At 46.1% G+C, this 24,892-nt stretch carries 19 protein-coding genes; 7 read left to right on the forward strand and 12 right to left on the reverse strand.

The genetic code is table 11. The features are described 5' to 3' along the window. Positions 1–57 precede the first annotated feature (57 nt). Positions 58–945 carry a LysR family transcriptional regulator gene (locus PTW35_RS22530; protein WP_281029080.1) on the forward strand — a complete coding sequence of 296 codons (888 nt, stop codon included), beginning with the start codon at positions 58–60 and terminating at the stop codon, positions 943–945. Between the two features lie 81 nt (positions 946–1,026). On the opposite strand, the gene PTW35_RS22535 is transcribed toward PTW35_RS22530, so the two are convergent. Further along, a complete protein-coding gene (locus PTW35_RS22535; protein ID WP_044621019.1) occupies positions 1,027–1,329 on the reverse strand; it encodes a hypothetical protein in 303 nt (100 codons plus the stop codon). 314 nt (positions 1,330–1,643) lie between these two features. Between PTW35_RS22535 and ltaE the strand changes: the two genes are divergently transcribed. Further along, positions 1,644–2,663: a low-specificity L-threonine aldolase gene (ltaE, locus tag PTW35_RS22540; protein ID WP_348637746.1), complete on the forward strand. Its 1,020-nt coding sequence runs from the start codon at positions 1,644–1,646 to the stop codon at positions 2,661–2,663. A 69-nt stretch (positions 2,664–2,732) separates the two neighbouring features. On the opposite strand, the gene PTW35_RS22545 is transcribed toward ltaE, so the two are convergent. Next, entirely contained in the window at positions 2,733–3,386 is a 654-nt protein-coding gene (locus PTW35_RS22545; protein WP_281029081.1) for a hypothetical protein, read from the reverse strand. Between the two features lie 195 nt (positions 3,387–3,581). After that, on the reverse strand, positions 3,582–4,970 hold the full coding sequence (nhaD, locus tag PTW35_RS22550; protein ID WP_281029127.1) for a sodium:proton antiporter NhaD: 1,389 nt from the start codon (positions 4,968–4,970) through the stop codon (positions 3,582–3,584). A 306-nt stretch (positions 4,971–5,276) separates the two neighbouring features. Between nhaD and PTW35_RS22555 the strand changes: the two genes are divergently transcribed. Both PTW35_RS22555 and PTW35_RS22560 read left to right on the forward strand, forming a co-directional pair. Continuing rightward, positions 5,277–5,768, forward strand: a complete 492-nt coding sequence (locus PTW35_RS22555) for a hypothetical protein (protein WP_281029082.1) — start codon at positions 5,277–5,279, stop codon at positions 5,766–5,768. 132 nt (positions 5,769–5,900) lie between these two features. Then, positions 5,901–7,115: a D-alanyl-D-alanine carboxypeptidase family protein gene (locus PTW35_RS22560; protein ID WP_281029083.1), complete on the forward strand. Its 1,215-nt coding sequence runs from the start codon at positions 5,901–5,903 to the stop codon at positions 7,113–7,115. 204 nt (positions 7,116–7,319) lie between these two features. On the opposite strand, the gene sgrR is transcribed toward PTW35_RS22560, so the two are convergent. The 4 genes from sgrR to fdhF form a co-directional block, all read right to left on the reverse strand. Beyond that, positions 7,320–9,026, reverse strand: a complete 1,707-nt coding sequence (gene sgrR, locus PTW35_RS22565; RefSeq protein ID WP_281029084.1) for an HTH-type transcriptional regulator SgrR — start codon at positions 9,024–9,026, stop codon at positions 7,320–7,322. A 231-nt stretch (positions 9,027–9,257) separates the two neighbouring features. Further along, positions 9,258–9,626: an NADH:ubiquinone oxidoreductase gene (locus PTW35_RS22570; RefSeq protein WP_281029085.1), complete on the reverse strand. Its 369-nt coding sequence runs from the start codon at positions 9,624–9,626 to the stop codon at positions 9,258–9,260. 450 nt (positions 9,627–10,076) lie between these two features. After that, a complete protein-coding gene (gene focA, locus PTW35_RS22575; protein WP_281029086.1) occupies positions 10,077–11,525 on the reverse strand; it encodes a formate transporter FocA in 1,449 nt (482 codons plus the stop codon). A gap of 390 nt (positions 11,526–11,915) precedes the next feature. Next, positions 11,916–16,070: a formate dehydrogenase subunit alpha gene (gene fdhF, locus PTW35_RS22580; protein WP_281029087.1), complete on the reverse strand. Its 4,155-nt coding sequence runs from the start codon at positions 16,068–16,070 to the stop codon at positions 11,916–11,918. A gap of 350 nt (positions 16,071–16,420) precedes the next feature. On the opposite strand from fdhF, the gene PTW35_RS22585 reads away from it, so the two are divergent. Further along, positions 16,421–17,359 carry a chemotaxis protein CheV gene (locus PTW35_RS22585; protein WP_281029088.1) on the forward strand — a complete coding sequence of 313 codons (939 nt, stop codon included), beginning with the start codon at positions 16,421–16,423 and terminating at the stop codon, positions 17,357–17,359. Positions 17,360–17,549: 190 nt separating this feature from the next. Here PTW35_RS22585 and PTW35_RS22590 read toward each other — a convergent pair whose 3' ends face one another. Together PTW35_RS22590 and pdsO are read right to left on the reverse strand one after the other, a co-directional pair. Continuing rightward, a complete protein-coding gene (locus tag PTW35_RS22590; RefSeq protein WP_281029089.1) occupies positions 17,550–17,813 on the reverse strand; it encodes a hypothetical protein in 264 nt (87 codons plus the stop codon). An 11-nt stretch (positions 17,814–17,824) separates the two neighbouring features. After that, complete coding sequence (gene pdsO / locus PTW35_RS22595) at positions 17,825–18,577, reverse strand: sortase-associated OmpA-like protein PdsO (RefSeq protein WP_281029090.1); 753 nt, start codon at positions 18,575–18,577, stop codon at positions 17,825–17,827. A 254-nt stretch (positions 18,578–18,831) separates the two neighbouring features. Here pdsO and pdsR point away from each other — a divergent pair, with 254 nt between their 5' ends. Together pdsR and pdsS are read left to right on the forward strand one after the other, a co-directional pair. Next, positions 18,832–19,518 carry a proteobacterial dedicated sortase system response regulator gene (pdsR, locus tag PTW35_RS22600; RefSeq protein ID WP_281029091.1) on the forward strand — a complete coding sequence of 229 codons (687 nt, stop codon included), beginning with the start codon at positions 18,832–18,834 and terminating at the stop codon, positions 19,516–19,518. Beyond that, positions 19,518–21,749 carry a proteobacterial dedicated sortase system histidine kinase gene (pdsS, locus tag PTW35_RS22605; protein WP_281029092.1) on the forward strand — a complete coding sequence of 744 codons (2,232 nt, stop codon included), beginning with the start codon at positions 19,518–19,520 and terminating at the stop codon, positions 21,747–21,749. The genes pdsR and pdsS overlap by 1 nt, the downstream gene beginning before the upstream one ends. 495 nt (positions 21,750–22,244) lie before the next feature. Here pdsS and PTW35_RS22610 read toward each other — a convergent pair whose 3' ends face one another. The 3 genes from PTW35_RS22610 to PTW35_RS22620 all read right to left on the reverse strand — a co-directional run bounded on the left by PTW35_RS22610 (position 22,245) and on the right by PTW35_RS22620 (position 24,824). After that, on the reverse strand, positions 22,245–22,553 hold the full coding sequence (locus tag PTW35_RS22610) for a hypothetical protein (RefSeq protein ID WP_281029093.1): 309 nt from the start codon (positions 22,551–22,553) through the stop codon (positions 22,245–22,247). 160 nt (positions 22,554–22,713) lie between these two features. Then, the gene (gene gcvT, locus PTW35_RS22615; RefSeq protein WP_281029094.1) at positions 22,714–23,832 is read right to left on the reverse strand and encodes a glycine cleavage system aminomethyltransferase GcvT; all 1,119 of its coding nucleotides are present in this window, start codon (positions 23,830–23,832) and stop codon (positions 22,714–22,716) included. 356 nt (positions 23,833–24,188) lie between these two features. Beyond that, positions 24,189–24,824: an XRE family transcriptional regulator gene (locus tag PTW35_RS22620; protein WP_044621010.1), complete on the reverse strand. Its 636-nt coding sequence runs from the start codon at positions 24,822–24,824 to the stop codon at positions 24,189–24,191. Positions 24,825–24,892: the final 68 nt, after the last annotated feature.

Below are 24,892 nucleotides of genomic sequence, written 5' to 3' on the forward strand. Positions count from 1 at the left end.
TCATACTCCGATGGTACTAATCTTTTACACAGATCTTAAAACAGTACCTTGCTTGCCATGCTAAATACCCAATGGCTCCATACATTTATTACCTTGGTTGAAGTCGGCCACTTCACTCAGACTGCAGAAAGACTCTTCATGACCCAACCGGGCGTCAGCCAACATATTAAAAAACTCGAGGAGCAAGCCGGAACGCCGTTAATTAAACGTATCGGTAAAAGATTTGAGCTGACACCTGCTGGCCAGCAACTCTATCGATACGGCGTAAAACGCCAAGAAGATGAAAAACAGCTATTGGGCGAATTATTAACCGATGACCCTTTCTGTGGCGAATGCCACTTGGCTTGTTCTGGTTCGCTGGCGATGTTTCTCTATCCCCATTTTCTCAAACATCAGCAAAAGCATCAGGCAATCAGTATACACCTGGAATCAGCGCCGAATCATAGAATTCTCGAAGGGATCAAAACTGGTCAGTTTGATATCGGCATCGTAACACATTCAGTCGACGACCAATATTTCGACCAACACCAAATCGGCCAGGAAGCATTATGCGTTGTGGTGCCGGCAGACTATCCGGAAGTTCAATTATCAAAAGACACCTTATATTCATTCGGATTTATTGACCACCCTGACGGCAAGCATTACCTACAGCAGGTGCACTTGGCAAACTACAGTGATAGCCATTTTGATTTCAATAAAATAAAAAAAACGGGTTATATTAATCAGCTCAACCAGATATTGCTTCCTGTATCTGAAGGTCTCGGTTTTACCGTGTTACCCGAGAAGGCTGTTAGCCAGTTTAGCAACCAAGACAAAATCAAAACTCTCCCGCTTCCAAACACAGTCAGACAAGATCTTTATCTACTGAGAAAACAGCACCGCCCGCTGGCGAAACGATACCTACAGATTATCGATGTGATTACGCACCTTCTGAGCCAAAGCTAATTCAGGCCTTCAGAAATAAAAATCCTGCTTAAACAGCAGGATTTTACTAACCATTGCCAGACCAATTAAGTTACAGGGTAACTACAGATCCCGCATCAGAATTTCATATTCTTCTTCAGCAAGCTCTATCAGTTTGGCGAGCTCTCTTGCATCATCGCTCGCTAAAGATAGGTGCCATTTAACATCGTCTCTCTTGATCTGATCTTTGCAAACAAGTTCAGTTTTCTTTCCTTCAGAATAGAAATACAGCTGGTCAAATTCACCGCTTAAATGGCTATTCTGCTCGAGGATATTAACTTCAAGCTCCCCTACAGGACTTACTGTAACATCTGCATGAAGTCTTGATTCACCAGGTAAAGTGAAATGTCTATGTTCAGCCAACATACGACAGCCTCCCATCTGGCTTATGCCATGATTTCTTCTGCTACAGCAAACTTAAAATGCAAGTTGCCGAATAACGCTGCAAGCAGCGCCCCCAATCTCTCTACATTACTAATTCTAGCTAAAACCGAAAGTGCCAAATGAAAATTCACGAATTAACAACAATTATTCATTCGTTTTCTTGCTCGGTATCAAATTTTAGCCAATTGAGAAAAATCATGGCACAGATTTCTATTCACTCGGTTCCGTTTCTGGCAAAGTGATATACCCCATTAAAATACCCAATGGGCCAAACAGAATAAACCAAGGAAGTAACCATGATAGATTTTCGTTCTGATACTGTAACCCAACCAAGCCAGGCCATGCGCGAGGCGATGGCTACCGCTCCTGTTGGCGATGACGTCTACGGTGATGATCCGACCGTCAATGATCTTGAAGTGTGGGCAGCAGAGCGACATGGTTTTGAAAGTGCTCTGTTTTGCAGTTCCGGTACACAAGCCAATTTGCTGTCGCTGATGGCCCACTGTGAGCGAGGTGATGAATATCTATGCGGCCAACAAGCGCATAACTATATGTTTGAAGGAGGCGGTGCAGCCGTTCTCGGGTCAATCCAACCTCAGCCCATAGAGAATGAAAAGGATGGCACAATTCCTTTCGCCAAGCTTGCGGCCGCAATAAAACCCGACGACGCGCATTTCGCCCGTACCCGCTTGCTTAGCCTGGAAAATACCATCAACGGTAAAGTCTTACCGCTTTCCTATATGGCTGAAGCAAGAGAGTTTGTGAATAAACATAATCTCAAGCTGCATTTAGACGGCGCCCGAGTTTACAATGCTGCCACCGCTCTGAACGTGGATATCAAACAGATCAGTCAGTACTTTGATTCTATGACAGTTTGTTTGTCCAAAGGATTGGGTGCACCGGTTGGCTCTCTCGTCCTTGGCGACAAAGCCTTTATTGCCCGAGTACGCCGCTGGCGAAAAGTCTTGGGTGGCGGTATGCGCCAAGCAGGTATTTTGGCGGCGGCCGCAAAGATCGCCTTGACCGAGCATGTCGCCCGTTTGGCCGATGACCACGCCAACGCCAAGAAGCTTGCCGAGGGCCTGAACCACCTGCCTGGTTTTTCGGTGAAGTCCGATAGGGTACAGACCAATATTGTTTTTGCTAAAGTAGATCCAGCTCTCGATCAACGGCAACTCGCGGATATCTTGAAGGAAAAAGGCATTCTTATTACTCCGGGGAATCCAATGCGGTTGGTCACCCATATCGATATCAGCAGCGAAGATATCGTCACCTTTCTATCTGAGCTTAAGTTGGCACTGAAACAACTCAAATAGCAACGCAGACCCAATATGAAGCGCCTATTTCGCGGCTCAAAAATAGGCGCCTTCTCATCGTTAGCCGGCCTAGAAGCGGTAGCCAAAGCTTATTGACGATAACCCATGCTCAACCTTGATACCGGCATCATCTAATCTGGTCGGTGCCACAATACGTAGCCCCAGCTCCCAGTTTTTGTAGTTAAGCACGGCACCAAGATGGGAATTGAAACCAAACCCCGACGAGTCAAAGTCTATCTGGCTATTGTCAGCATTCTTCAGTTTGCCATCTGCATTGATGTAATGGACCCCAGCGCCCAGCTCGAAACGCCAACTTTTACATGTAGAGCATAGCTTTCGGTCACCAAACTGGTAAAACAGTACTGGTGTTAAACCAACCGAATAGCCCTTATAGTTCCCGCCAACAAATTGATCATCATCGTCGTCATCATAGTCCAGATCAAAATAGCTAGCGGACAGCTCTGTATGGTACCCCCAGCGAGTTGACTCCGAGAAATAGTATGGTGACTGCATCAGAGAAATAACCGGGGTGACCGAATTTGAGGAATTAAACGGGATATCGTTAAACTCTCCTCGCTTGGTAATATCGATATTTCCGTTGGACTTGGCGATAGCCAATTTAACGCTGGGCACCCTGAACAAGGTATCCAAATCCATCGCATGGGCTATAGAACCCGAGAAGAGCACAGTCGCGCTAACAATGAAACATCCGTATTTTTTCATACGCCAATCCTCTGACATACCTTCGTATATATCTAGTTAAGCACGACAATTACCCAAAAAAAAGCCCAGCGGTTGCTGGGCCAGCATTTCATTTTTTCTTTAGTGATGTTCTACACACTTTCTCTTTGTTAACACGTCAAAGTTGAACATTTTTCATTCAAACTCTTTTCTTAACAAGCATTTAAGTGTTACCAACTAGAACAAATGGTTGTTCAGTAACAGGTGGCAAATAATACTTGCCACATAACCCAGGGCAATAACCGGCATCCACCTCAAATGTCCAAAGAAGGTATATTTACCGTGAGCGGCTCCCATCAGAGCAACGCCGGCAGCAGAGCCAATCGACAGCAAACTCCCACCTACCCCGGCGGTTAATGTTACTAACAACCAATTGCCCAATGAGAGCTCAGGTTGCATCGTCAAGACCGCAAACATAACTGGGATATTATCGACTATTGCAGAGAGTATACCGACCATGACATTCGCCCACACCGGGTTCCACTGGGAATACATCACTTCTGACACCATGCCCAGATAACCCAACAGACTCAAGCCTCCCACGCACATTACAACACCATAGAAGAACAACAGCGTATCCCACTCGGCATGGGAAACACGCTTAAACACATCAAAAGGCACGACAGAACCTATTCGCTTCAAGGCTTCTTCGTCATGGTTAGCTATCGCCAATGCCGTTTTCTTTTCGAGTGAACGCTTCAATGTCTTGCGTAAGAAAAAGCCGAAGAACTGAAGATAAGCCAGGCCCATCATCATCCCTATAACCGGTGGGAAGTGAACCCAGGCATGAAAGCCAACCGCTGTTGCAATCGTCAAGATAAACAGAAAAACAATTCGCCTCGCACCGCGTTTCAGCTCCACGTACTCACAGGTCGTGTTTGGCCTTGTTTTTGGGACAAAGAACGACATAATAAACGCCGGTACAAGATAATTGACCAAGGATGGGATAAACAAGTCGATAAACTGGGTAAAGGTAACTAATCCCGCTTGCCAAACCATTAACGTTGTAATGTCGCCAAATGGGCTAAATGCCCCTCCCGCATTGGCTGCCACAACGATGTTGATACACGCTATGTTGATAAAACGTAAGTTACTACCGCCCACCTTCATCACGACTGCGCACATCAGCAAGGCCGTAGTCAGGTTATCGGCGATAGGCGAAATCATGAAGGACAAGAATCCGGTTAGCCAAAACAGGCTCCTGAAATTAAAGCCTTTACTTACCATCCAAGCTTGGAGGGCATCGAACAGACGTCGCTCTTCCATGGCACTGATATAGGTCATTGCAACCAGCAAGAACAATAAAAGCTCTGCATATTCCAGCAAGTTGTGCTCCAGAGCCGCTTTCGCCAACTCGATCTGCCCCTGCTGCTGATAGACAAAGCCAATCATCAGCCAAATTAAGCCGGCTGCTAACAACACCGGCTTAGACTTTCTCAGCTGAAGATACTCTTCACCCATTACCAAGCAATACGCTAGGCCAAAAATTAGCAATGATGCATAACCGATCGTCGACTGGGTTAAATCGGTCCCTGGCACTGCAGCAAAAGCACTGCCTCCTGCCATCAGGGCTGCAGCGGTTGCCCCCAACATCATACTTACTCGTAACAGTTTCATTCGCTACTCAACTCCCTGAGTGATTAATCTAAGTTAGTCTACACATTCCTTGACAGCATTTACGTGAAGTAATCCAATAAGATAACAACAATCACAACACACAGTTAACACCATGCAAACATACGTGAGATGCATCTGTTTTCTAGTAAAAAAACATGAAAGACAGCGCATTTTTTTGCTTTTCCTATTGCTTTTACCAATATCACCTACAGTAAAACTGAATACCGTTATTCAGCACAGGAAGGGATCAACCACATGGATATCATCGAGTGTTGGTTAACCAAGGTGAAGAACGCCGACATCGGCAATGACTGGCAAGAACCCAGCCTTAGCCAAATGCTAAATGATGCACCCCCTGAATTATTTGGCCTCATTGTGAGCCCATACCAATACGAAGCAATCGCCTACTGGCTCACACTTTGTCAGCGGTTGAGTCAGATTTATCAAGACACCGGCCGCTACGATCTTACATTTCACTACATGCAGTTTAGTTACAGTAAAATACAGGCCATCACCACCGCACCTCAACAAGACGAAGCTATTCGCCGCTGGGGCGTGAAAAAACTCGAACTTATGGTTATCGGGATGGTTGAATTTTGCCGGCAACAAGCGTTACCGATTTGGCTATGTGAGAGCCAACAGCTTGTTGAGTTGCATGTCCATTTCATGAAACAACTTCACCATCAAAATCTCTCTTTAGGGCCAGTGATCCGAACATCGCAGGGCAACGATTACGGACGAGATTAAAAAACAACATTTTAATCTCACCGGTGAGATTCAATCAAAAGTCTCTTCCCTTACCGTATCAAGTTAGTCCTTCATGGTATTTATTTACTATGCTGAAAAATGCAACGGTGTAGTAGACACGGGTGAGTTCCGATGACACTTTCTTCCTTTAGTAAAAAATACCGCCACTTAGCTTGCTGTGCTCTTGCACTGGCGATGACTTCTATAAGCCATGCAGAGATCCACCCTTCCCCTCCCGACATTCAAGCCAAGTCCTGGATTTTAATGAGTTACGACACGGGGCAAGTCATTGCGGGTGAAAATATCCATGCTCCCCATGCACCCGCAAGCCTTGTGAAAATCATGACCAGCTATGTTGTCGGGCAAGAGATCAAATCTGGCCATATCACATCGGAAGACATGGTCGTCATCAGCGAAAACGCTTGGGGTAAGAAATTCCCCGGCTCATCGAAAATGTTCCTCAATGTTGGCGACCAAGTCTCTGTGGATGACCTTAATCGGGGGGTCATTATTTCATCGGGCAATGATGCTACGGTTGCCTTAGCGGAGCACGTTGCTGGCCATCAAGCTGCGTTTATTGAAATGATGAACCGCTATGCCGAAAAAGTCGGTATGAAAGATACCTACTTCACCAACCCTCACGGGTTAGATTCTGCTGAACAACAAACAACTGCTTATGATATGGCATTGCTATCAAAATCATTGATAAGTGAGTTGCCTGATATGTACCCACTATTTAAAGAAAAATCATTCACATTCGGCAAAATTAAACAAGGCAACCGCAACGCGTTATTGTGGGATACGACAATCAATGTCGATGGCGTAAAAACAGGCTACACCAAGCAGGCTGGCTACAGCCTTGTGACTTCCGCTGAACAAAATGGGCAGCGGTTAATTGCAGTTGTCTTGGGTACTCAAAGTGCGACTGTACGTCGCACTGAAAGTAAAAAGCTCCTGACATGGGGGTTTCGCTTCTATCAGGACATCGAGCCAAGTTTCAGCAAGGATGAACTGCAGCCTCTCCGTGTCTGGTATGGCAGCCCCTCAAGTATCGATGTTGAAATTGGATCTGGCGGAAAGGTCACAATACCGCGCCGCCAAAGGAAGAATATTGAGTACGCAATTATCTACGACAACCTAGAAGCCCCAGTCACAAAAGGGCAGGAAGTCGGTAAAATTGTCTGGTACATCGATGAAGAAATCATCGCTGAACAACCATTACTCGCGACCAAACAGGTAGAGGAAGCGCCTTGGTATAAGTCGATGTTCGATGTAGTCTGGCGACCTATAAACCAATGGTTCAGCAATCAAAACGAAGCACTAAAAACCAAGGCTAACCAAACATGACTCGCGCGCCCCTTGTTTGATGAACAGAGCAGGCAGGAGGATCAAACTCATACATTGTGACTCTCCATGCTGCTATGTCAGTTATCATGCCTAGCCCATGCTTCAGATCAAATGGCAAGGCACAAGACTTGTAATCCGCACAAATGTCAAACTGATGAATGAACGATGTTTGGAATATGATTTTTCCCCGTCGAGCAGCCCTACCTATTGCTCCTCATGCTCTGGCTTCATCCAAACCGACTTAAAGTCGAACCATCCCATGGAGTTGGACTGCATTCCTTGAACAGCCCCGGAGTCATCAACACCCAGCCAGTTATGGAACAGCGGCAAAACCTGACCAAACTGCACAAGCTTTGCTCCTATGTGCTGACAAGGGGAGGCTTGCTCAGGGTTTGAACGCCACCGCATTACCTCTTGTTCAAGCAGCTCGAACTCCTCTTCTGGCATTGCCCGTGCAATATGGTCAAAGTTAAAAAACCATGACAGCAGCGCATCGTCACGGTAATTCATCAAGCTCATTCCACCTAACCAGAGATCAATCTTCTGGCTATGCTTACCGAGTGCGATTTCTGTCGTGGTAAGCTCCAGCATTTTTAGCTTGATACCATCTTCTGCCAATATCTCCTTTATCGCATTCGCGACATGTGGGTAAACCGGGTGCTGACAGGCAAAAGCAATCGTTATTACTCGTTTTGAGGGCGGAGCAAACACCGGCGAAGAGTGAAGCGGCACATGCGTCCATCCTGGCAAAATCCCATAGGCATTCGTTAACCGGAAATCCCCTATCTGATCCTTATTCAACCGCTGCAGCAACTCTAAAGCCGTCAAACGACCTTGTAAGTATCGCAACCACTCTGGGTCGGCAGGCAAACCTCCAGTTCGGTTAAAAAGAAGAAAGTTACACCCCTCATCCAGTTTCAGCTTTGAGGAGACACTGACATCACCCAACTGACTCGCATCAGTTGCAGGCTGCAAATAACACGAAGCCACTTCTGACAGCATCCAGATATCAACGACATCAATCAACGCCCTGAAGCCGAAATACTGATCCGAGGCTTCCAGTTTAAATCGCTTGTTATCATTTTGAATAACCTTATACGGGCCAGTGCCGATTGGAAACAGCACATTGGGGTTATCCATGTCAGCGTCAGCTGGCTGAATCATGGCGACAAGGTTGGTTAACAAATCAGGAAAGCGATGGTCATCAGCAGCGAGATAGAAGTCGATAGTATTGCTGAAAGGCGCTTCAATCTCTTTGATGTGACTAAACAATCGATGCTGCTTCACGCAGTTGAAGGTCGCAATGATATCGCTGCTATTTAGCAAACGACCATCATGAAAACGGACTGCAGGCCGAATGTAAAAGCGCCAGTGGCGAGGAGTAATGGCCTCCCAGTGATGAGCAAGGTCCCCCTCAACTTCCTCTTTTTCCTCGTTTATGCGCGTCAAGCCATTGAATACCTGGCGGACCAAGTGTTGCTCTGAGCGGCGTAACGGCTGAAGCGGGTTAAGGTTGCTGAACGCACGATAATAAGGCAGGCGCACAATCTGTTTACCGTGGGCCGTCGTATGGCCAAGTTGCTCCTGAATGATCTGTGCCAGCTTATCGGCATTGTGTTCAAGCGCTTCCAAGGCAGGTTCTAGCTTGCCTTCTGCGACCAACTTTCTTGCATGCATGAGCTGCAATTCATTGTCGGTACTACAAAATATAAGCCGAGATTGTTTACCTCGACCGACTGCAGGCTCCCAGGCGATCCACCCCTTATCCACCATTTTATTGATAACCATACGAACATTACGGCGGGTACAGAATAACACTTCGGCAATGTCTTGGAGGTTGGTATCGGCATCTTTGCCAGAGAAATGGTTATACAAGCGCTGGAATTGAACTTTAAGACGTTGACCACTCATAAAAGAGGAACCTATTTTTATTACTTCTTCTGTTTTAGGCTTCCTATTTTAACGTAAACTTAGCCTCGTACCCAAGCGGTACTTGGCGGCATAGGGCAAGTTATTTCCTACATTGTAGACCCCCAAAAGAATAGCTTCTGAGTGACGCTATGCCGCCAACACACCTCATTTGCCAACGCATAAAAACAAAAAAACGGGCATAGAGCCCGTTTTATTAGTCAATCAAAACTATTAAGCAGTCTTGGCCGTTAATGTTGCGGTTGCGCGCGACATTTGGAATTCACGCCATTTTGAATACAGATAAGTAACCGTAATAGAGAAGAACAAATAAGACAGCGAGAATACAAATGGTGAATTGATCAAATTCGATTCCAAGCCCCACATTACCCCAGCAATCGTGACACCAATTTTGGCCATAAGCCCCATTAGAAGCATCAGCAATGCCAATTGTGGATAGCGGGTTGAGCAACGGAACGCCAACCAATAACCAGCGCCTACAGCAACAGAAGCAACGCCAAACCCTACAAGAAACGAGTGAAAATGCTCACCAGATAAAATACCAGCAACGGCAGACAACAAAAAAATCAAACCGAACTTCATAGTCACCTCTTTAAGAAAGTTAGAAATGCGTCCTTTCAATGTGCTTCAAGCTAATACGAGCATTTTCCCACTTTACGTTCAAAATGCATACACCCCAGCGCTCTGTAGCACGCGACACATTGCCATAACTTTCATTAATTTACATTTTGTAACACCCTAAACATCTATCAAATAAGAGTTTAGCACCCCACTGTTAAAAACATGTAAACAGAGACCAAAAGTGTAAGAAATAGTGTCAAAGCGCCAATTTTCATGGATTGCAGCTAACTTATAGCTTTTTAATATTGAAATCTTAGAGTTCAATTTCGCCCGTACGCCACCTGGCAATATTAAATATGGAATTTAATCTTTCACTTATGTTGTGTTTCATTTTGTGACACAGATAAAAAAACACCCAGTAAAACTGGGTGTTTTTGAACATCATAAAAAGCGCATATACAATGCAGAGTTTTATGCGATCTCTAGCTTCTTCACTGCTGTCAGTGTGACATCATGGTAAACCTTCCGCAATTCGACCATCACGCGATCACGGGTAATGACCCCAACAAACTGGCCATTATCGAGTACCGGTAAGATACGAGGCTTACTGACTTTGAGTGCTTTTACTCGCTCTTCTAGCGATAAAGATGTTGCGCTGGTTGCCATCCCCATACCTGATGTTGGGTAGAGCATATCTTTATCAATGCACAAGTACTCCACGACATCTACCAAGCGCTCATTGATATCCACTGCAATGACATCGCTATTCATGAGATCAGCGACTTTTGTCTCTTTAGCTGGTTGGTAATCCTTGTACCATAGCTCTTTCATCACATCGAACATTGACAGGAACCCGACCAAACGTCCATTAACATCGCAGACCGGAGCACCTGACAATTTGTTCTCTACCATTAAATCTACGGCTTTCGGAACAAACAGATCAGCAGATAGGGTAAATGGATTTGGATCGACAATGTCCTTTACGGTTAAATGCGAAAGCATATCCGCCTCCTTGGCAGTCGAGAGTTCTACAGTTTGAGAAATAGAAGTTACGTTTGTCGCTTTAAGCTGCGGACGACGGAAAATACACCAGTTGGCAAGGCCCACTAATACAGCCCCTCCCACAATATTGCCAAGTGTGACAGGTAATAGGTTCGCCAGTAAAAAGTTGTAAATGTTCAGATCACTGTATTGCTGTGGGTTGGTGCCAACCATTTGCCAGAATTGCTCAGGCGCAAAGTGTTGAATCACAATACCGAGCGGTACCATGAACATATTGGCAACTGAGTGCTCAAAACCACTTGAGACGAACATTGAGACAGGCAAAATCATTAACATGGCTTTGGTTAATGCATTTGCCGAGCTGAATGTCATCCAAATAGCCAGGCAAACCAGTAAATTACAAAGCACACCCAATGTGAACGCTTGAATAGGAGTATGATGAAGTTTGTGCTGGGCAATATTAAGCGCGTTAAGTCCCCACTGACCATGGTTCAGTAAAAATAGGCCGCCTCCAGTGATCAGCATGAGCATGAACATGGCACCAAAAAAGTTACCGATATACACTTTTGCCCATAGTGACAACATCTTCTTTAATGTGATCTGACGGTTTGCCCAGGAGATACTGGAAAGCACAGAACTGGTGAATAGTTCACCGCCACAGAGCACGATAAGAATCAGCCCCATACTGAAGACCATACCACCGACTAATCGGCTTAGCCCCCACCCTGCTGATGCACTCCCTGTTGTTACAGTGATATAGAATACGAATGCTAATCCGATAAAAGCTCCCGCCATCATAGCAAGGCCCAGTGTCATACTACTGGTCTTCTTTGCTTTGCTAAGCGCAAACTTTTCCGCTTCCGCCATCATTTCCATTGGCGAGAACAGTTGATTATTGCTGGAATCTCCGTAACTCATGCTTACCCCAAGTGTTACGCATCTTTATTCAAAAATGAAAACCAATTAACGTGGGCGCGGTGCTTAAATCAAAAGGTCAAAGTGTCAATCGATGCGTGTATAAGAAAAATTGATAGCATTATAGAGCTAAATAAGTTTTTCTTTCATTAAATATTTGCAATATATGATTACACTTTCGTATGTTGCGGTAATTGTTTGAAATGAAATTAAAGATTTGATTCTCGATAGATAGAGTGGAATCTGCTGATAAGCAACAAGCCACACATACATGATACGCCTTTAGCATCTTAATTTTGTGATATTTGTCTTTATTTGCTTCATGAAAGCAAAAAAAAAACACCCAGACAAGCTGGGTGTTTGTTACTCCGCAAATGTATTTCTACAGACTATTTATTCTGCTGGCACGAGTGCTTTTTCAACTCTAACCGCAGCCACCTTAAACTCAGGGATCTTGGCATAGGGGTCAGTCGCCGATACTGTCAGCTTGTTTGCTGCTGACTCCACAAAGTGGAACGGCACAAACACAACATTTGGTTGAATACGCTTGGTCACGAATGCCGGCGCATCAATCGAGCCACGTCGAGTCGACAATGTCAGCATCTCACCATTTGACACACCTAAGCGCTCTGCATCAAACACGGAGATCATAACCCTTGGGCCAGCAAGGTTATCAAGACCCTTCGTTTTACGGGTCATCGTCCCTGTATGGAACTGCTCCAACAGGCGCCCTGTTGACAACACCATAGGATACTCATCATCAGGAAGTTCTGCGGCATACAAGAAAGGTACCGCGGTCATCTCTGCCTTTTCACCCCGTACAAAACTCTCTTGGTGCATGACTCGTGTGCCAGGATGGTTTTCATCACGACACGGCCACTGCAAACCATCTTTACCGACGCGATCCCATGTGATACCCGCGTATTGCGGCGTTAGCACATTGATCTCTGCCGTAATATCTTTGACTGACTGGTAAGCCCAGTCACTCCCCATCGCATTAGCAATATTCTGGATGATTTGCCAATCTTCCATGGCCTCGCCCGGTGCCTTAACAGCAGGGTTCAAACGCTGAACACGACGTTCCGTGTTGGTAAAGTGACCGGTCTTCTCGGCAAATGAATATGCAGGAAGCACGACATCCGCCAGCTGCGCCGTCTCTGTCATGAAAATATCTTGCACGACCAAGAAATCGAGCTGATCAATGGCTTCCAATACGTGCTTCTGGTCTGGGTCACTCAGTACCGGGTTCTCACCCATCACATACAAACCGCGGATTTCCTTTTTACAGGCTGCATCGATAATCTCGGTCAGCGTCAAACCTGGGGTTGATGACAAATCTGGGCGATCCCATGCTTTAGCGAACTTGGCATGAGCATCTTCATTTGTCACTTTTTGATAGCCTGGGAAGTCCCAAGGCAATGCTCCCATATCACAAGCACCTTGCACATTTGACTGACCACGTAATGGATTAATACCACCGCCTTCGATACCAATGTTGCCACAGAGCAATTGCAAGTTGGCAATTGAGCGAACATTATCATGGCCAGTAGTATGCTGAGTAATACCCATCGAGTAATAGATAGCAGTTCGTTTGGCTGTACCTATTGTCTCAGCCAACTTCAACAAGTCAGCTTGCTTCACACCAGTAACCAGCTCTACTTTGTCCGGTGCGTAAGCGTCACTCATTACCTCAGCTTTGAGATCTTCATATCCCTCAACACGCTGTTCAATATAGCTTTGATCTTGCCAGCCATTCTTGATGATTTGCTGCATGATACCGTTAAGCAACATCACGTCAGTACCCGGACGATGCGCAACATAAAGTTCTGAATGGTCAGCAATATCTACTTTCTTCGGATCTGCCACTACCAAACGCGCAGTCCCTTTTCGAAGAGCCTGTTTAATATGTGAAGCAATGATAGGGTGAGCCGATGTCGTATCCGAACCGATAATGAAGATCAGATCGGAGTGGGCAATACTTGGGATATCGTTAGTCATCGCCCCACTACCCAGCGAAGCCTCAAGGCCTGTCACGGTTGTAGAGTGACATAGACGCGCACAGTGGTCGACGTTGTTAGTACCCAACTCACGACGGATAAACTTCTGGAAAGCGAAGTTATCTTCATTGGTGGTTTTCGCAGAAGAGAAACCAGCCAATGCATTACCGCCCGCCTCTTGCTTGATAGTTGCGAACTTATCGGCAATCAAGGCAATCGCTTCTTCCCAGCTTGCCGGTTGCAGTTCGCCGTCTTTACGGATCAGCGGTTGGCTCAGGCGCTCCTTACTTTGGATAAAGTCGAAACCAAAACGCCCTTTGACACATAGCATACCCTCATTCACTGGAGAGTCTTTCGCACCCTGTACGTAGCGGATTTTATCTGTCAGCTCATCCACATACATGGTGACCTTACATCCCACCCCGCAGTAGGTACAAATGGTATCAACCGGCTTGAGCATTTCGATACGGCCCTGCGATTTATCGCGGGCATCAGTGAGCGCACCTGTCGGGCAAACCTGCACGCAAGCACCACACTGCACGCAGTTTGAATCACCCATGCTATAGCCACTCTCGAAGCCCGGACGGCACTCAGGGCGCTTAGCACTGTTGCCATCAGCATCTTTCATGAAGTCAAGGGCACCGTGAACAGCCTTCTCGTTACAGATATCAACACACTGACCACAGCTGATACAACGGTTGGCATCAAATACGATAAACTCCGAACTATCATCGACAGCAAACTTCTGGCAGTTGGACATATCCAACTCGTCTTTGTCTACCTTGTATTCGGTTGCAAAATCGCGCAGTTTACAGTCAGTATTGGCCTGACAGCCGCACTCAAGACAACGGGCAGCTTCACGCATCGCTTCCTCGTTGACAAAGCCGGTTTCTACTTCGGCAAAGTTGAGCTGGCGTTGCTGGCTGGTAAGCTCCGGCATGATCGAGCGCATAGCTTTCTGGATCCCTTCGAACTGCTTGGGATCGACCTGATTCACCTTCGCTGCTTTCTGCGAGTTATATGGCTTAACCGGGATATGCTCCATATCTCCATTGAAATAACGGTCAATCGCTTCAGCCGCAACTCGGCCATCAGCCACAGCTTCAATCGCTGTCGCAGGACCGCGACGGAAGTCACCGATACTAAAGATATTCTCTACCCCGGAGTGCATTGTATCGTCATTAGACTCAAGCGTTAGCCAACGGGTAACTGGCAGTTCGATAGTGTCATTTTCCAGGAACGACAAATCTGGTTTTTGCGAAACGGCCGAAATCACGGTATCGAAATGCTCGACAAAATACTCACCTGTCGCCTCTGGTCGGCGGCGACCTGAAGCGTCTGGTTCACCAAGTGCCATTTTTTCTAGCTTCACTTCCGTTACCCGGCCATTGCTGTCTGCAATGTTCTCTACAGGGTTGGTCAGGAAGTGGAATTTTACCCCTTCATGCTCAGCTTCGACGATCTCGTAATCTTCCGCTGGCATTTCATCGCGAGTACGACGGTAAATAAGAGTGGTATCAGCACCGGCGCGAACTGCGGTTCGTGCACAGTCAATAGCAGTATTACCGCCACCGATAACTGCAACCTTTTTGCCAGTGGTGTAGTTTTGTGTCGTTACATAGTCTTTCAGGTAATCGACACCTAAGTAACAACCGTCCTGATCGCTTCCCGGGTAGTTCATCTCGACAGCTTGAGAGGCACCAACGGCCAAACATACCGCATCATACTGTTTGGTCAGCTCAGATAGCAGGAAGTCTTTACCCAACGTGGTATTGGTCTCTACCTTCATACCATTGCGGCAGATAAGTTCAATTTCCTTATCTAGGATCGCTTTTGGCAAACGGTATTCAGGAATACCGTAACGTAACCAACCACCCGCCTCCGGCATAGACTCGAACACAGTGACGTTGTAACCCTCATTGCTCAGGTAGTAGCCACAGCTCAAACCGCCTGGTCCGCTACCGATGATCGCAACATTCTTTCCTTTATCCGCTTTACGTGGCGGCACGTACTGTTCTTGTGCTTCAAGATCAATATCGGCAGCGTGACGCTTCAATTGGCGGATCGCAATTGGCTCGTCGACAATGCCACGACGACATTCAGTCTCACAGAATGCAGGACAAACACGACCAATAGACAGTGGCATTGGCAAGGTTCGTTTGATGACCTCAACCGCCTTCTGGTGGTCATTTTGAGAAATGTGATATAGATAGGACTGAATATCGACCCCCGCAGGACAGGCTGTTTGGCAAGGCGCCTCACAGTCTGCGTAATGGTCTGACATAATACGGTTTAGCGATTGGCGACGACGCTCAGATAGTGCATCGCTTTGCGTGGTGATCACCATCTCAGGAGCAGTAGAAACTTCACATGCACGCTGAACACCCTGGCCTTCAATTTCAACCACGCATAAATCGCATGGTACTTTTTCACCATTTTTATTCAACCCACACAGAGATGGGATTTCAATCTCGAACTGTTGAGCGAGCTCGAGAATTGACAATTGACCGTCAGTAGCCAGTACCTGACCGTCTATCGTTAAATTGCTCATAGTTGCCTCTTTGTATTGCTGGCACTGTGCCTTTATTGTGAGTTTCAAATGCTCTTAAATTTGCTAACTTCTTGTTCATGGGGAGAAGCAGCACAGCGCTCAGGATGATAACCAGTAGTATTTTTATGTAGGTTCAGTCGATCATCTTTTTGTAGTTATTAGGTCAGAATATCAGCTACAGCATCAAATTCCTTGATTTGAAACATTTTGGATATTTATTTTGGCCATGAAATAATTAAAAGAGATAAATAGTAGCTTTTTTCTGCTAACTCAAAGGGTTGCTTAGACAAGTGTTTTGAGGTGAGATAATATATTGATAAATTTAATATTACTTAAGCCTGCGCACTTCAATGACCACGATACTCGACTCTGTAGACCAGCGAACTAACCTCGTTGGTGAAAACCGCCTAGAACTCCTCATCTTCCGGCTCCATACCGCACAGTTGTTTGCTATTAACGTGTTCAAGGTAAAGGAAGTGGTGAAACTACCTAAGCTCAACCAACTGCCAGGCTCCCACCCGAACATCAGCGGTGTTGCCAATATCCGAGGCGTGTCTATCCCAGTTATCGATTTGCGTCAGGCCATTGGTATGCGAGCAGGCGGTGCCCAAGAAGAATGCAACATCATCATCACCGAATACAACCGCAGCATTCAGGCTTTCCTGGTAGGGCAAGTTATGAACATCATGAACCTAACCTGGCAGGATATTCAGCCACCACCAAGGCAAGTTGGAAAAAATAATTACCTTACAGCCATTACCAAGATCAAAAAAGACAATACCGAACGCTTAGTCAGTATTATCGATGTCGAGAAGGTGCTGGCCGAAATTGTCGATTACGATACACAAATATCACATGAAGTGCTCGATCAGTCGCTACTAGGCCATTTCCAAGGACGTAAAGTATTGATTGTTGACGATTCATCAACAGCACGCGCGCAAATCAGAGAAACCTTATCACAGCTAGGATTGGAGGTGATTGAGGCACAAAACGGACTACATGCTCTTACTATGTTGAAGAACTGGTGCGACAAGGGCATTAACCTTTACGATGAGCTGCTGATGCTGTTTACCGATGCTGAAATGCCCGAAATGGACGGCTATAAGCTAACCCACGAAATCCGCAATGACCCTAGGATGCGGGATCTCCATATCGCATTGAATACCTCTCTGAGCGGTAACTTTAATGAAGCCATGGTCAAAAAAGTCGGCTGCGATCGCTTCATCTCCAAGTTTCAGCCTGATCTACTGGTAGAAGTTGTTCAAGATAGACTGAAGCAGCTCCTCTAACGGCATCAGCTCGCCCTCCAGGCCACTATATGATCCTAAGGGCGAGCACTCATGCCACACATCACAATCATTTCTTGTTTGGTATTGATATACCTAAGGCTTTCTTTTTCAATAATCACTCAGCAGTAGATAAGGCTGAAGTGAAGCATTGATACTTTCAATAACAGTTCATACCAAAGCACTTCATCCATCATCTTTGCCCCGCAGCCTGCTGGTTCTGTTCTAGCCTGTTATCGGCTCTGTTAGGCATTTGGTGTATATGTTGTTCCGTATCGACGAGCTGCCAACTTTCATCCCAGGCATAGAGCGTCTCTCCACCGATAATATCGATTTTATGTGCGCTTATATCATCCGCCCTTACAGTCAGCTGCATCGTTAACAGTAAGGTGATGAGGAAGGAAAGCACCCAGCTTGGTGCCTCCTCTTTTACCTTTTTTTTCTGGTATTCAGTCATAGCCTGCCCTCTTAATGATTTTTGGCCGTGCTGACATTGTCACTTGCGCTGCGCAATGTGACTCGGCGGTCAAAAAAATCACCTTCGAAATTCTGCTCGCCTTTCAGCGGCGCTTGATCACCGTAAGCCGAAGCGTATAGCTGCACAGTATCAACGCCTTGCAGTTCAAGATACTGGCGCACTGCTTCTACCCGTTGCTCCGATAACGCAAGATTTCTTTCGCTGCTGCCACGGCGATCAGAGTAGCCCGATAGTTCCCAGCGAATGTCTGGCGCTTGCTTCATTATCTCGGCGATTTCATCCAGTTGGGCTTTGAACAAGGGTTCAATCTCAGCAGAACCGGTTCTAAAGTGCACGTTCATTTCCAGAGCAAGATCTAGCTGTCGATCCTCAAGGTTCATCAACTCATATTTGTCTTGCTCTAGACGGGCTATTTCAATTTGGGCCTGGTTGTATTTCCGGCTGATGCGCTCAAGCTCCATATTACGGGCAACCAGTTCGCCCAACTCTTCATCTTGGGCTTTGATTTGTTCATCCTGACCGACAGCGGTACCAACAATGCCACCGACCATGGCACCAACAACTGCCCCGACAGGACCACCGACAATGGCCCCCAGTGCGGCACCTGAGCCCAAACCGATAAGTTGTTCTTGCTCACCCACTTTATAGCTATCGTCCATACTGTCACTGGCTGTCGCCATTGGAGAAACAAGTGAAGCCATTAGCGTTGTGGCGATTAGTGTTGAGATAAGCTGCTTTTTCATTGTGATGTCCTCATCGAATGTACTTTGTTACGACTAACTGTTTAAGTCGCTGTCTCGTTTTGATGAGGTTATTAAAGCAGGCCGATCTGGCAAATTGAGGCATAAAAAAAGGCAATGTAATGATCAATTGTGGCAAAAAAATGGCAATTGCCCTGATTCCCCTTACAAGCCTTTTCTCTCAGCTAGATTGTTGTATAGTCACAACATAAACACTGTTCACAATTTTCTACCGCTTGCGGTACAGGTAAAGAGTCATGAAAAAAATTGTCATTGTTGAAGATGAAAAAGCTATCCGTGAAAACTACATCGATGTTCTGAAAAAACACGGCTACGATGTAAAAGGCTATGACAATCGTCCTGACGCTCAAGCGGCATTTGAAAATGAACTGCCAGACTTGGCCATCATCGATATTGGCTTGCAGAATGAAATAGATGGTGGCTTCACCTTATGCCAGTCTCTTCGAGCTCTATCACCCACTTTACCAATTATCTTTCTCACCGCGCGCGACAGCGACTTCGATACAGTATGTGGTTTGCGCATGGGTGCTGATGACTACCTGACGAAAGATATCAGCCTACCGCATTTGATTGCCCGTATTGCCGCGTTATTTCGCCGCAGCGATCTGATGCAGCAGCCAACCGAAAAAGTGGAACTGATACAGCATGGGGATCTTTCCATCGACAAAAACAAAATGCAGGTCTATTGGCAACAAAACCTCGTAGAGTTGACTGTGACCGAATTCTGGATGGTCTATGCCCTGGCCAAGCGCCCGGGGCATGTGAAGAGCAGACATGACTTGATGAACGAAGCTCAGGTTGTGGTCGATGACAGTACCATTACCTCGCATATAAAGCGGATCCGTAAAAAATTCATGCAGTTCGATAGTCACTTTGACTGCATCAATACGGTCTATGGCATGGGCTACCGCTGGGGGGCCTGATGATAACTAAGTTTATAGCGGAAAAGTTCAGAGCAGAGCTATCGCGACTAAGACCCGCCTTCGGCCTACGTTCGAAAATCACCCTAATTGCCTGTTTGCTGCTGACACTACCCTGGATTGGCTATAACTATATTCTTGAGATGGAAAAGCTGCTCCGCCAAGGCCAGGAGCAGACCTTAATTGGGACATCAAGGGCGGTTGCGACCGCTCTCAATGAACGCCCCAACCTATTCAGTGATCAGGCCAGCTTTTTGCAGTCGGTACAAAAAGGGCGGGACTTGTACGCCTACGAACTCACATCGCCCATCAAGCTCAATGGCCAGACTAACGACTGGACAGATTATGCCGAGCAAATGGTGCATTACGGCCGCGATTATGTTCAGTTCAGTCGCTGGCCGTATCAAAAGACCGGTATCCACTTCAACCATATGGTTGGCAAATATGATGGTTATCTCTATGCCGTATTCGAAGTGAATGACAATAAGCCCGTCATGCGCCGCAAAGGATCTGCAAGAGTCGATCGCAATGATCACCTTATCATCGCCATGACTGCACCCAGCGGCGAATTCCAGCGCTACGTAGTTTCAGTTTACGAAGACGGTTGGTTCAACGCCTGGCAGATCAACGGCGATATTGCCAACCCGGCTGACCTCGTCCTGGAAAGTCAAATCCAGGGCTACTGGCGTACTACCGATAACGGCTACAACATTGAATTACGGCTTCCTCTCTCCATGCTTGGCAGCAAGCTCGGCTTTGCTTTTTATGACGTCAATAACACAGGTAACCGTGAGATTGAGACCATCATAGGGACCTCGAATACTAACCAAATTAGCAAACTCGGCACAGTGCTTATCCCCTCACCAGAGATCGAAAATATTCTAAAGGGTATGGGACATACTAGTACACGGATTTGGGTTATAGACAGGCACCAGCGTGTCTTAGCGCAAAGTGGCGATATTCAAGAGTCTAACGGTGTATGGTCTTCGTCGGTCAAATATGGCAACAAAAATAGCTCCTGGTGGACAGTACTAGAAGAAAAATGGCTTCACCCACTTTACTACCGCTACCTCATCAACGAACCCACAGAGTTCAGCGATTCACTCAAAGATGCGGCTAAGGTGGAGGGGGTGCATATCTCCCAAGCACTACAAGGACGAGGCTATTCACACTGGCGCCAATCCAGTGACGGAAAGGCAATGATATTGGCTGCGGCCTACCCTATTTGGTTAGGCGACAACGTAATGGGTGCCGTCGTAGCGGAAGAATCGACAATTGGCATTCAAACTCTGCGTAACCGTGCTCTGGAGGAATTACTCAACGCGCTTTTCGCGATCATACTGGTCGGCACTCTGACATTATTCCTTTTTGCCTCGAATATTTCTCGCCGGATCAGAAAACTGCGCAATGAGGCTGAGCATGCCATCGATACCCAAGGAAAAATTCAACACACCATAGCAGCCTCAACGAACAGCGATGAGATTGGAGATCTGAGCCGGAGCTTGGCAGGTATGGTTAGCCGATTGGGCCAATATAACCACTATCTGGAGAATCTCTCCTCTCGCTTATCTCACGAGTTACGCACGCCGGTGGCCGTGGTTCGCTCATCGATAGAAAACCTATCGATGCAGGAGCAAGACGAGGATTCAAAACGGTACATTGAAAGAGCTCAAGAGGGAGTGCAAAGACTCAATACGATATTGTCCAGCATGACCGAGGCCACGCGTATCGAGCAAAGTTTACAAGGGGCAGAAAAAGAGCTCTTCCCTCTCAACGAACTGGTCGAAGGATGCATGCAGGGCTATCAAATGGCCTATGCCAACCAAATATTCCGCGTCGATAGATGCAGTGAACCGGTGATGATTAATGGCGCACCTGATTACTTGGCACAATTATTAGACAAGCTGATTTCGAACGCCGTCGATTTTAGCCGGGATGACCATCCGATAGAAGTGACATTGTCACAGGTTGATTCTCAGGCTTTCTTGACCGTCAGCAACCATGGGCCACTACTACCAGAGAATATGAACGACCAACTGCTTAACTCTATGGTATCCGTTCGAACCCAAAGCCAGCAAAACAAACCTCACCTAGGACTTGGATTGTTCATTGCCCGCCTGATCACAGACTACCATCAAGGGAAAATTTTGCTTAGAAACCGTACAGATAAACAGGGGGTTGAAGTCTGCGTCACCCTACCGGTTGCAACGCTTGAAGGAATATCTAAGAACTAGGCCATAACTGCAGCGGTAAACAAACCTATCGCTGCGGCTATTGCTACGATCGCTAAAACGATCTCAAATAACATTTCTCGCATATTTAATTGCTCACGAACAAACAATGGTAACTTAGTCAAATATTGCCGCATAACCATATAACTCTTTGGATTTAATGAAAGCAAAAAAGCTCATAACAAGGCAGAGAATAAAGTGGCTTTCATTAATTGTTTAATTTACCTTATTGATAGTACGCCAATCGGCTAAATATAAGCTGAACAGTTAATTGACAAGCCTTGGATTAACTCTGCACATATAGCCGCACCCAAAGCATATAACCCATTGTTTTAATACATTAAAAAATTTCACCTTCTTTTTCAGCTAGCCAAATTCGAACAAAAATCAGTAAATTTTAAATAAATCACACAACCAGACAGCTTACATTCAGCAAGCAATGAAAAGACAGATTTGAAAGAGGCTCTTTAAACATATAAATATTAACTGTTAACAAAGTTAGTCAACTTGTTCATTTTGCTCACTCAAGCTTTCACTATTATTCTTTTCATCCAGCCATATTTCATTTGTTAGTTCGTTAGTATGAGCAAAAATTTCCTGCTCTTTTTGTTCAATCGCCTTATATTGGTTTTCACATACCGAGCGGGCGATCTTGTCTTCACCATAAGATAAGGTACAACGCTCCATATACTCATCAAACCCCATCAATAGAGGCTCTGCAGTGAGGCTAATTGGCACCGAAATCGCCATGCTTGCAATTGCGACATATATCGAGACACGGAGTCTGGGTAAGCAATACTTCTGCATATCAACCTCATCGTTAGTGGCAATGCCTTATCTAAAGCAAAGTTGATTTGTCAGTAATTTTCCAACCAGAGTTTGAGACAAAAAAAGGAGCCTTAATGGCTCCTTTTAAAATGGTCAAAATAAACTCTAACTATCAATGTATTGCTGATAAAAGAAATGATTAACCGCGATAGTAGTTTTGAGGAACAAACGGCATTTTTTCCACTGTCATCGGCAGTTTCTTGCCACGAACTTCAGCAAAAATCTCGGTGCCAATTACAGCTAGATCCGTTTGTACATAGCCCATTGCGACAGGCGCACCTTTGGTAGGACCAAACGTTCCTGAAGTGACAATACCGACTTCTTTACCCTCAGCGTCAAACAGTTTACTTCCTTCACGCACAGGAGCCTTCGACTGGCCAACCAAGCCGATACGCTTACGGGCAACATCTTTCGTTTTAATTTGCTCAAGAATAATATCCGCACCCGGGAAACCGCCAGCACGTTCACCATCAGCACGGCGCGGCTTGCTAATACCCCAAAGCAAGCTGCCTTCTACTGGCGTAGTTGTCGTATCGATATCGTGACCATATAGACATAGGCCGCACTCGAGGCGAAGCGAATCACGAGCCCCAAGGCCAATCCACTCAACTTCTTCTTGACCTAGCAGTTCGCGAGCTAGCTCTTCAGCTTTATCCGCAGGGACCGAGATTTCATAACCATCTTCACCGGTATAACCTGAACGGCTGACTAGGCACTCAACCCCCACCAGTTCAACTTTCGCCGCATCCATGAAAATCATGTCACTGACAGCAGGGTTCAAACGCGCCAATACCTGTGCAGCCTTTGGACCTTGCAGAGCCAATAATGCTCGGTCTTCAATGATCTCCAAAGTGACATCTTCAGGAAGGTGCGCCTGGATATGGGCGATATCTTGGGCTTTACATGCAGCATTCACCACGACGAACAGGTGATCTCCAAAGTTGGTCACCATCAGATCATCAAGGATCCCCCCCTGTTCGTTGGTGAAGAACGCATAACGCTGCTTGCCTTCAGGCAAGTCGATAATATCAACAGGAACAAGTGACTCTAGGACTTTTGCCGCATTTGCACCATGAAGGCGAAGCTGCCCCATGTGTGATACATCGAAGAGACCAGCCGACTCACGGCAATGGATATGTTCCTTACGTACACCCAACGCATACTGCACTGGCATATCGTAACCAGCAAAAGGAACCATCTTGGCGCCCATTTCGATGTGTAGTGCGTGTAGTGGTGTTACCAGTAATTCTTGTGACATACGATTTTACTCCATACACCGCGAGCAAAGCGGCGATACTCCATATCAGCTGTTACAACCATGTTATACATAGTTTCTTATAGTAAACAAAGTTTCCCGCCATTCAAACCGTGCTACATCACACATTTGAATCACAAGTAAAGATTTGTTGAATTAACACTTTTATCAAAAAAGGAAGCTATTTACAGCAAGTCCCCGGCCCGTAACCCTGCGCACCAATTGTTAAAACCACTCATAACCTTAACAAGCTTAACCGAAGCCTGTGTCTATAGTTATAAGCAAATGCCGGAGATGGCTTGCCTGTAGTTTTCGATCTAAACAATATCAGGCATCCTTACACAGCGTTACCGCGTCACTTACGATGCGGTAACCCAAAGAATCAATGCATCATCTTCACTGACAGAAGTCAGCATATGTCCCATATTGGCATCGTAATAGACCGAATCCCCTTCACTCAGTGACACCGGCTCGTAAAACTCAGAGTAAAAAGTAATCTCACCCTCCAGGACCAGTAAGAACTCTTCGCCATCATGACGGATCCAATCCGGGTAATCCTCAAAAGCCCGAGCCCGCACTCTTGATTTGAAAGGCATCATCTTTTTATTGGTTAACTGGGTAGCTAGAAGCTCATGCTCGTAGGTCGTTGTTGGGTGAGGTTTACCCTGCGCCTTACGTGTAATGTCACGACGTCCTGTCGCTTTAAGTTGTTTTGGCGGCGCGAAAAGCTGTGGAATATCAATCTCTAACCCACCAGCAAGCTTTTGCATTGCCTGAAACGTCGGTGAAATCTGCTCGTTTTCAATTTTCGACAATGTCGAGCGAGCCAACCCCGTACGCTTGCTGGCCTCTTCAAGAGTCAGGCCGTGCGCCATGCGAATTTCCTTGAGCCGTTTTCCTAATTTCATCGGCTCAATTTTGTCAGCCTTTTCAGACTCGAACTCTTTTACGACGGTCATTGATGGATACACATCGACCTGCTGTTCGTCACTCATTACTTCCCTCCCTGGTAACGACATTCAATTCATTCTGGCATACCGCCGGAGAAACATAAAAGCCTGCC

The organism is Photobacterium sp. DA100 (genome assembly GCF_029223585.1).
GTDB lineage: Bacteria > Pseudomonadota > Gammaproteobacteria > Enterobacterales > Vibrionaceae > Photobacterium.

Bases quoted from the DNA above. Each gene is read 5' to 3' on its own strand.
- PTW35_RS22530 (WP_281029080.1), top strand. From the start codon at position 58: ATGCTAAATACCCAATGGCTCCATACATTTATTACCTTGGTTGAAGTC.
- PTW35_RS22535 (WP_044621019.1), bottom strand. From the start codon at position 1,329: ATGTTGGCTGAACATAGACATTTCACTTTACCTGGTGAATCAAGACTT.
- ltaE (WP_348637746.1), top strand. From the start codon at position 1,644: ATGATAGATTTTCGTTCTGATACTGTAACCCAACCAAGCCAGGCCATG.
- PTW35_RS22545 (WP_281029081.1), bottom strand. From the start codon at position 3,386: ATGAAAAAATACGGATGTTTCATTGTTAGCGCGACTGTGCTCTTCTCG.
- nhaD (WP_281029127.1), bottom strand. From the start codon at position 4,970: ATGGCAGGAGGCAGTGCTTTTGCTGCAGTGCCAGGGACCGATTTAACC.
- PTW35_RS22555 (WP_281029082.1), top strand. From the start codon at position 5,277: ATGGATATCATCGAGTGTTGGTTAACCAAGGTGAAGAACGCCGACATC.
- PTW35_RS22560 (WP_281029083.1), top strand. From the start codon at position 5,901: ATGACACTTTCTTCCTTTAGTAAAAAATACCGCCACTTAGCTTGCTGT.
- sgrR (WP_281029084.1), bottom strand. From the start codon at position 9,026: ATGAGTGGTCAACGTCTTAAAGTTCAATTCCAGCGCTTGTATAACCAT.
- PTW35_RS22570 (WP_281029085.1), bottom strand. From the start codon at position 9,626: ATGAAGTTCGGTTTGATTTTTTTGTTGTCTGCCGTTGCTGGTATTTTA.
- focA (WP_281029086.1), bottom strand. From the start codon at position 11,525: ATGAGTTACGGAGATTCCAGCAATAATCAACTGTTCTCGCCAATGGAA.
- fdhF (WP_281029087.1), bottom strand. From the start codon at position 16,070: ATGAGCAATTTAACGATAGACGGTCAGGTACTGGCTACTGACGGTCAA.
- PTW35_RS22585 (WP_281029088.1), top strand. From the start codon at position 16,421: ATGACCACGATACTCGACTCTGTAGACCAGCGAACTAACCTCGTTGGT.
- PTW35_RS22590 (WP_281029089.1), bottom strand. From the start codon at position 17,813: ATGACTGAATACCAGAAAAAAAAGGTAAAAGAGGAGGCACCAAGCTGG.
- pdsO (WP_281029090.1), bottom strand. From the start codon at position 18,577: ATGAAAAAGCAGCTTATCTCAACACTAATCGCCACAACGCTAATGGCT.
- pdsR (WP_281029091.1), top strand. From the start codon at position 18,832: ATGAAAAAAATTGTCATTGTTGAAGATGAAAAAGCTATCCGTGAAAAC.
- pdsS (WP_281029092.1), top strand. From the start codon at position 19,518: ATGATAACTAAGTTTATAGCGGAAAAGTTCAGAGCAGAGCTATCGCGA.
- PTW35_RS22610 (WP_281029093.1), bottom strand. From the start codon at position 22,553: ATGCAGAAGTATTGCTTACCCAGACTCCGTGTCTCGATATATGTCGCA.
- gcvT (WP_281029094.1), bottom strand. From the start codon at position 23,832: ATGTCACAAGAATTACTGGTAACACCACTACACGCACTACACATCGAA.
- PTW35_RS22620 (WP_044621010.1), bottom strand. From the start codon at position 24,824: ATGAGTGACGAACAGCAGGTCGATGTGTATCCATCAATGACCGTCGTA.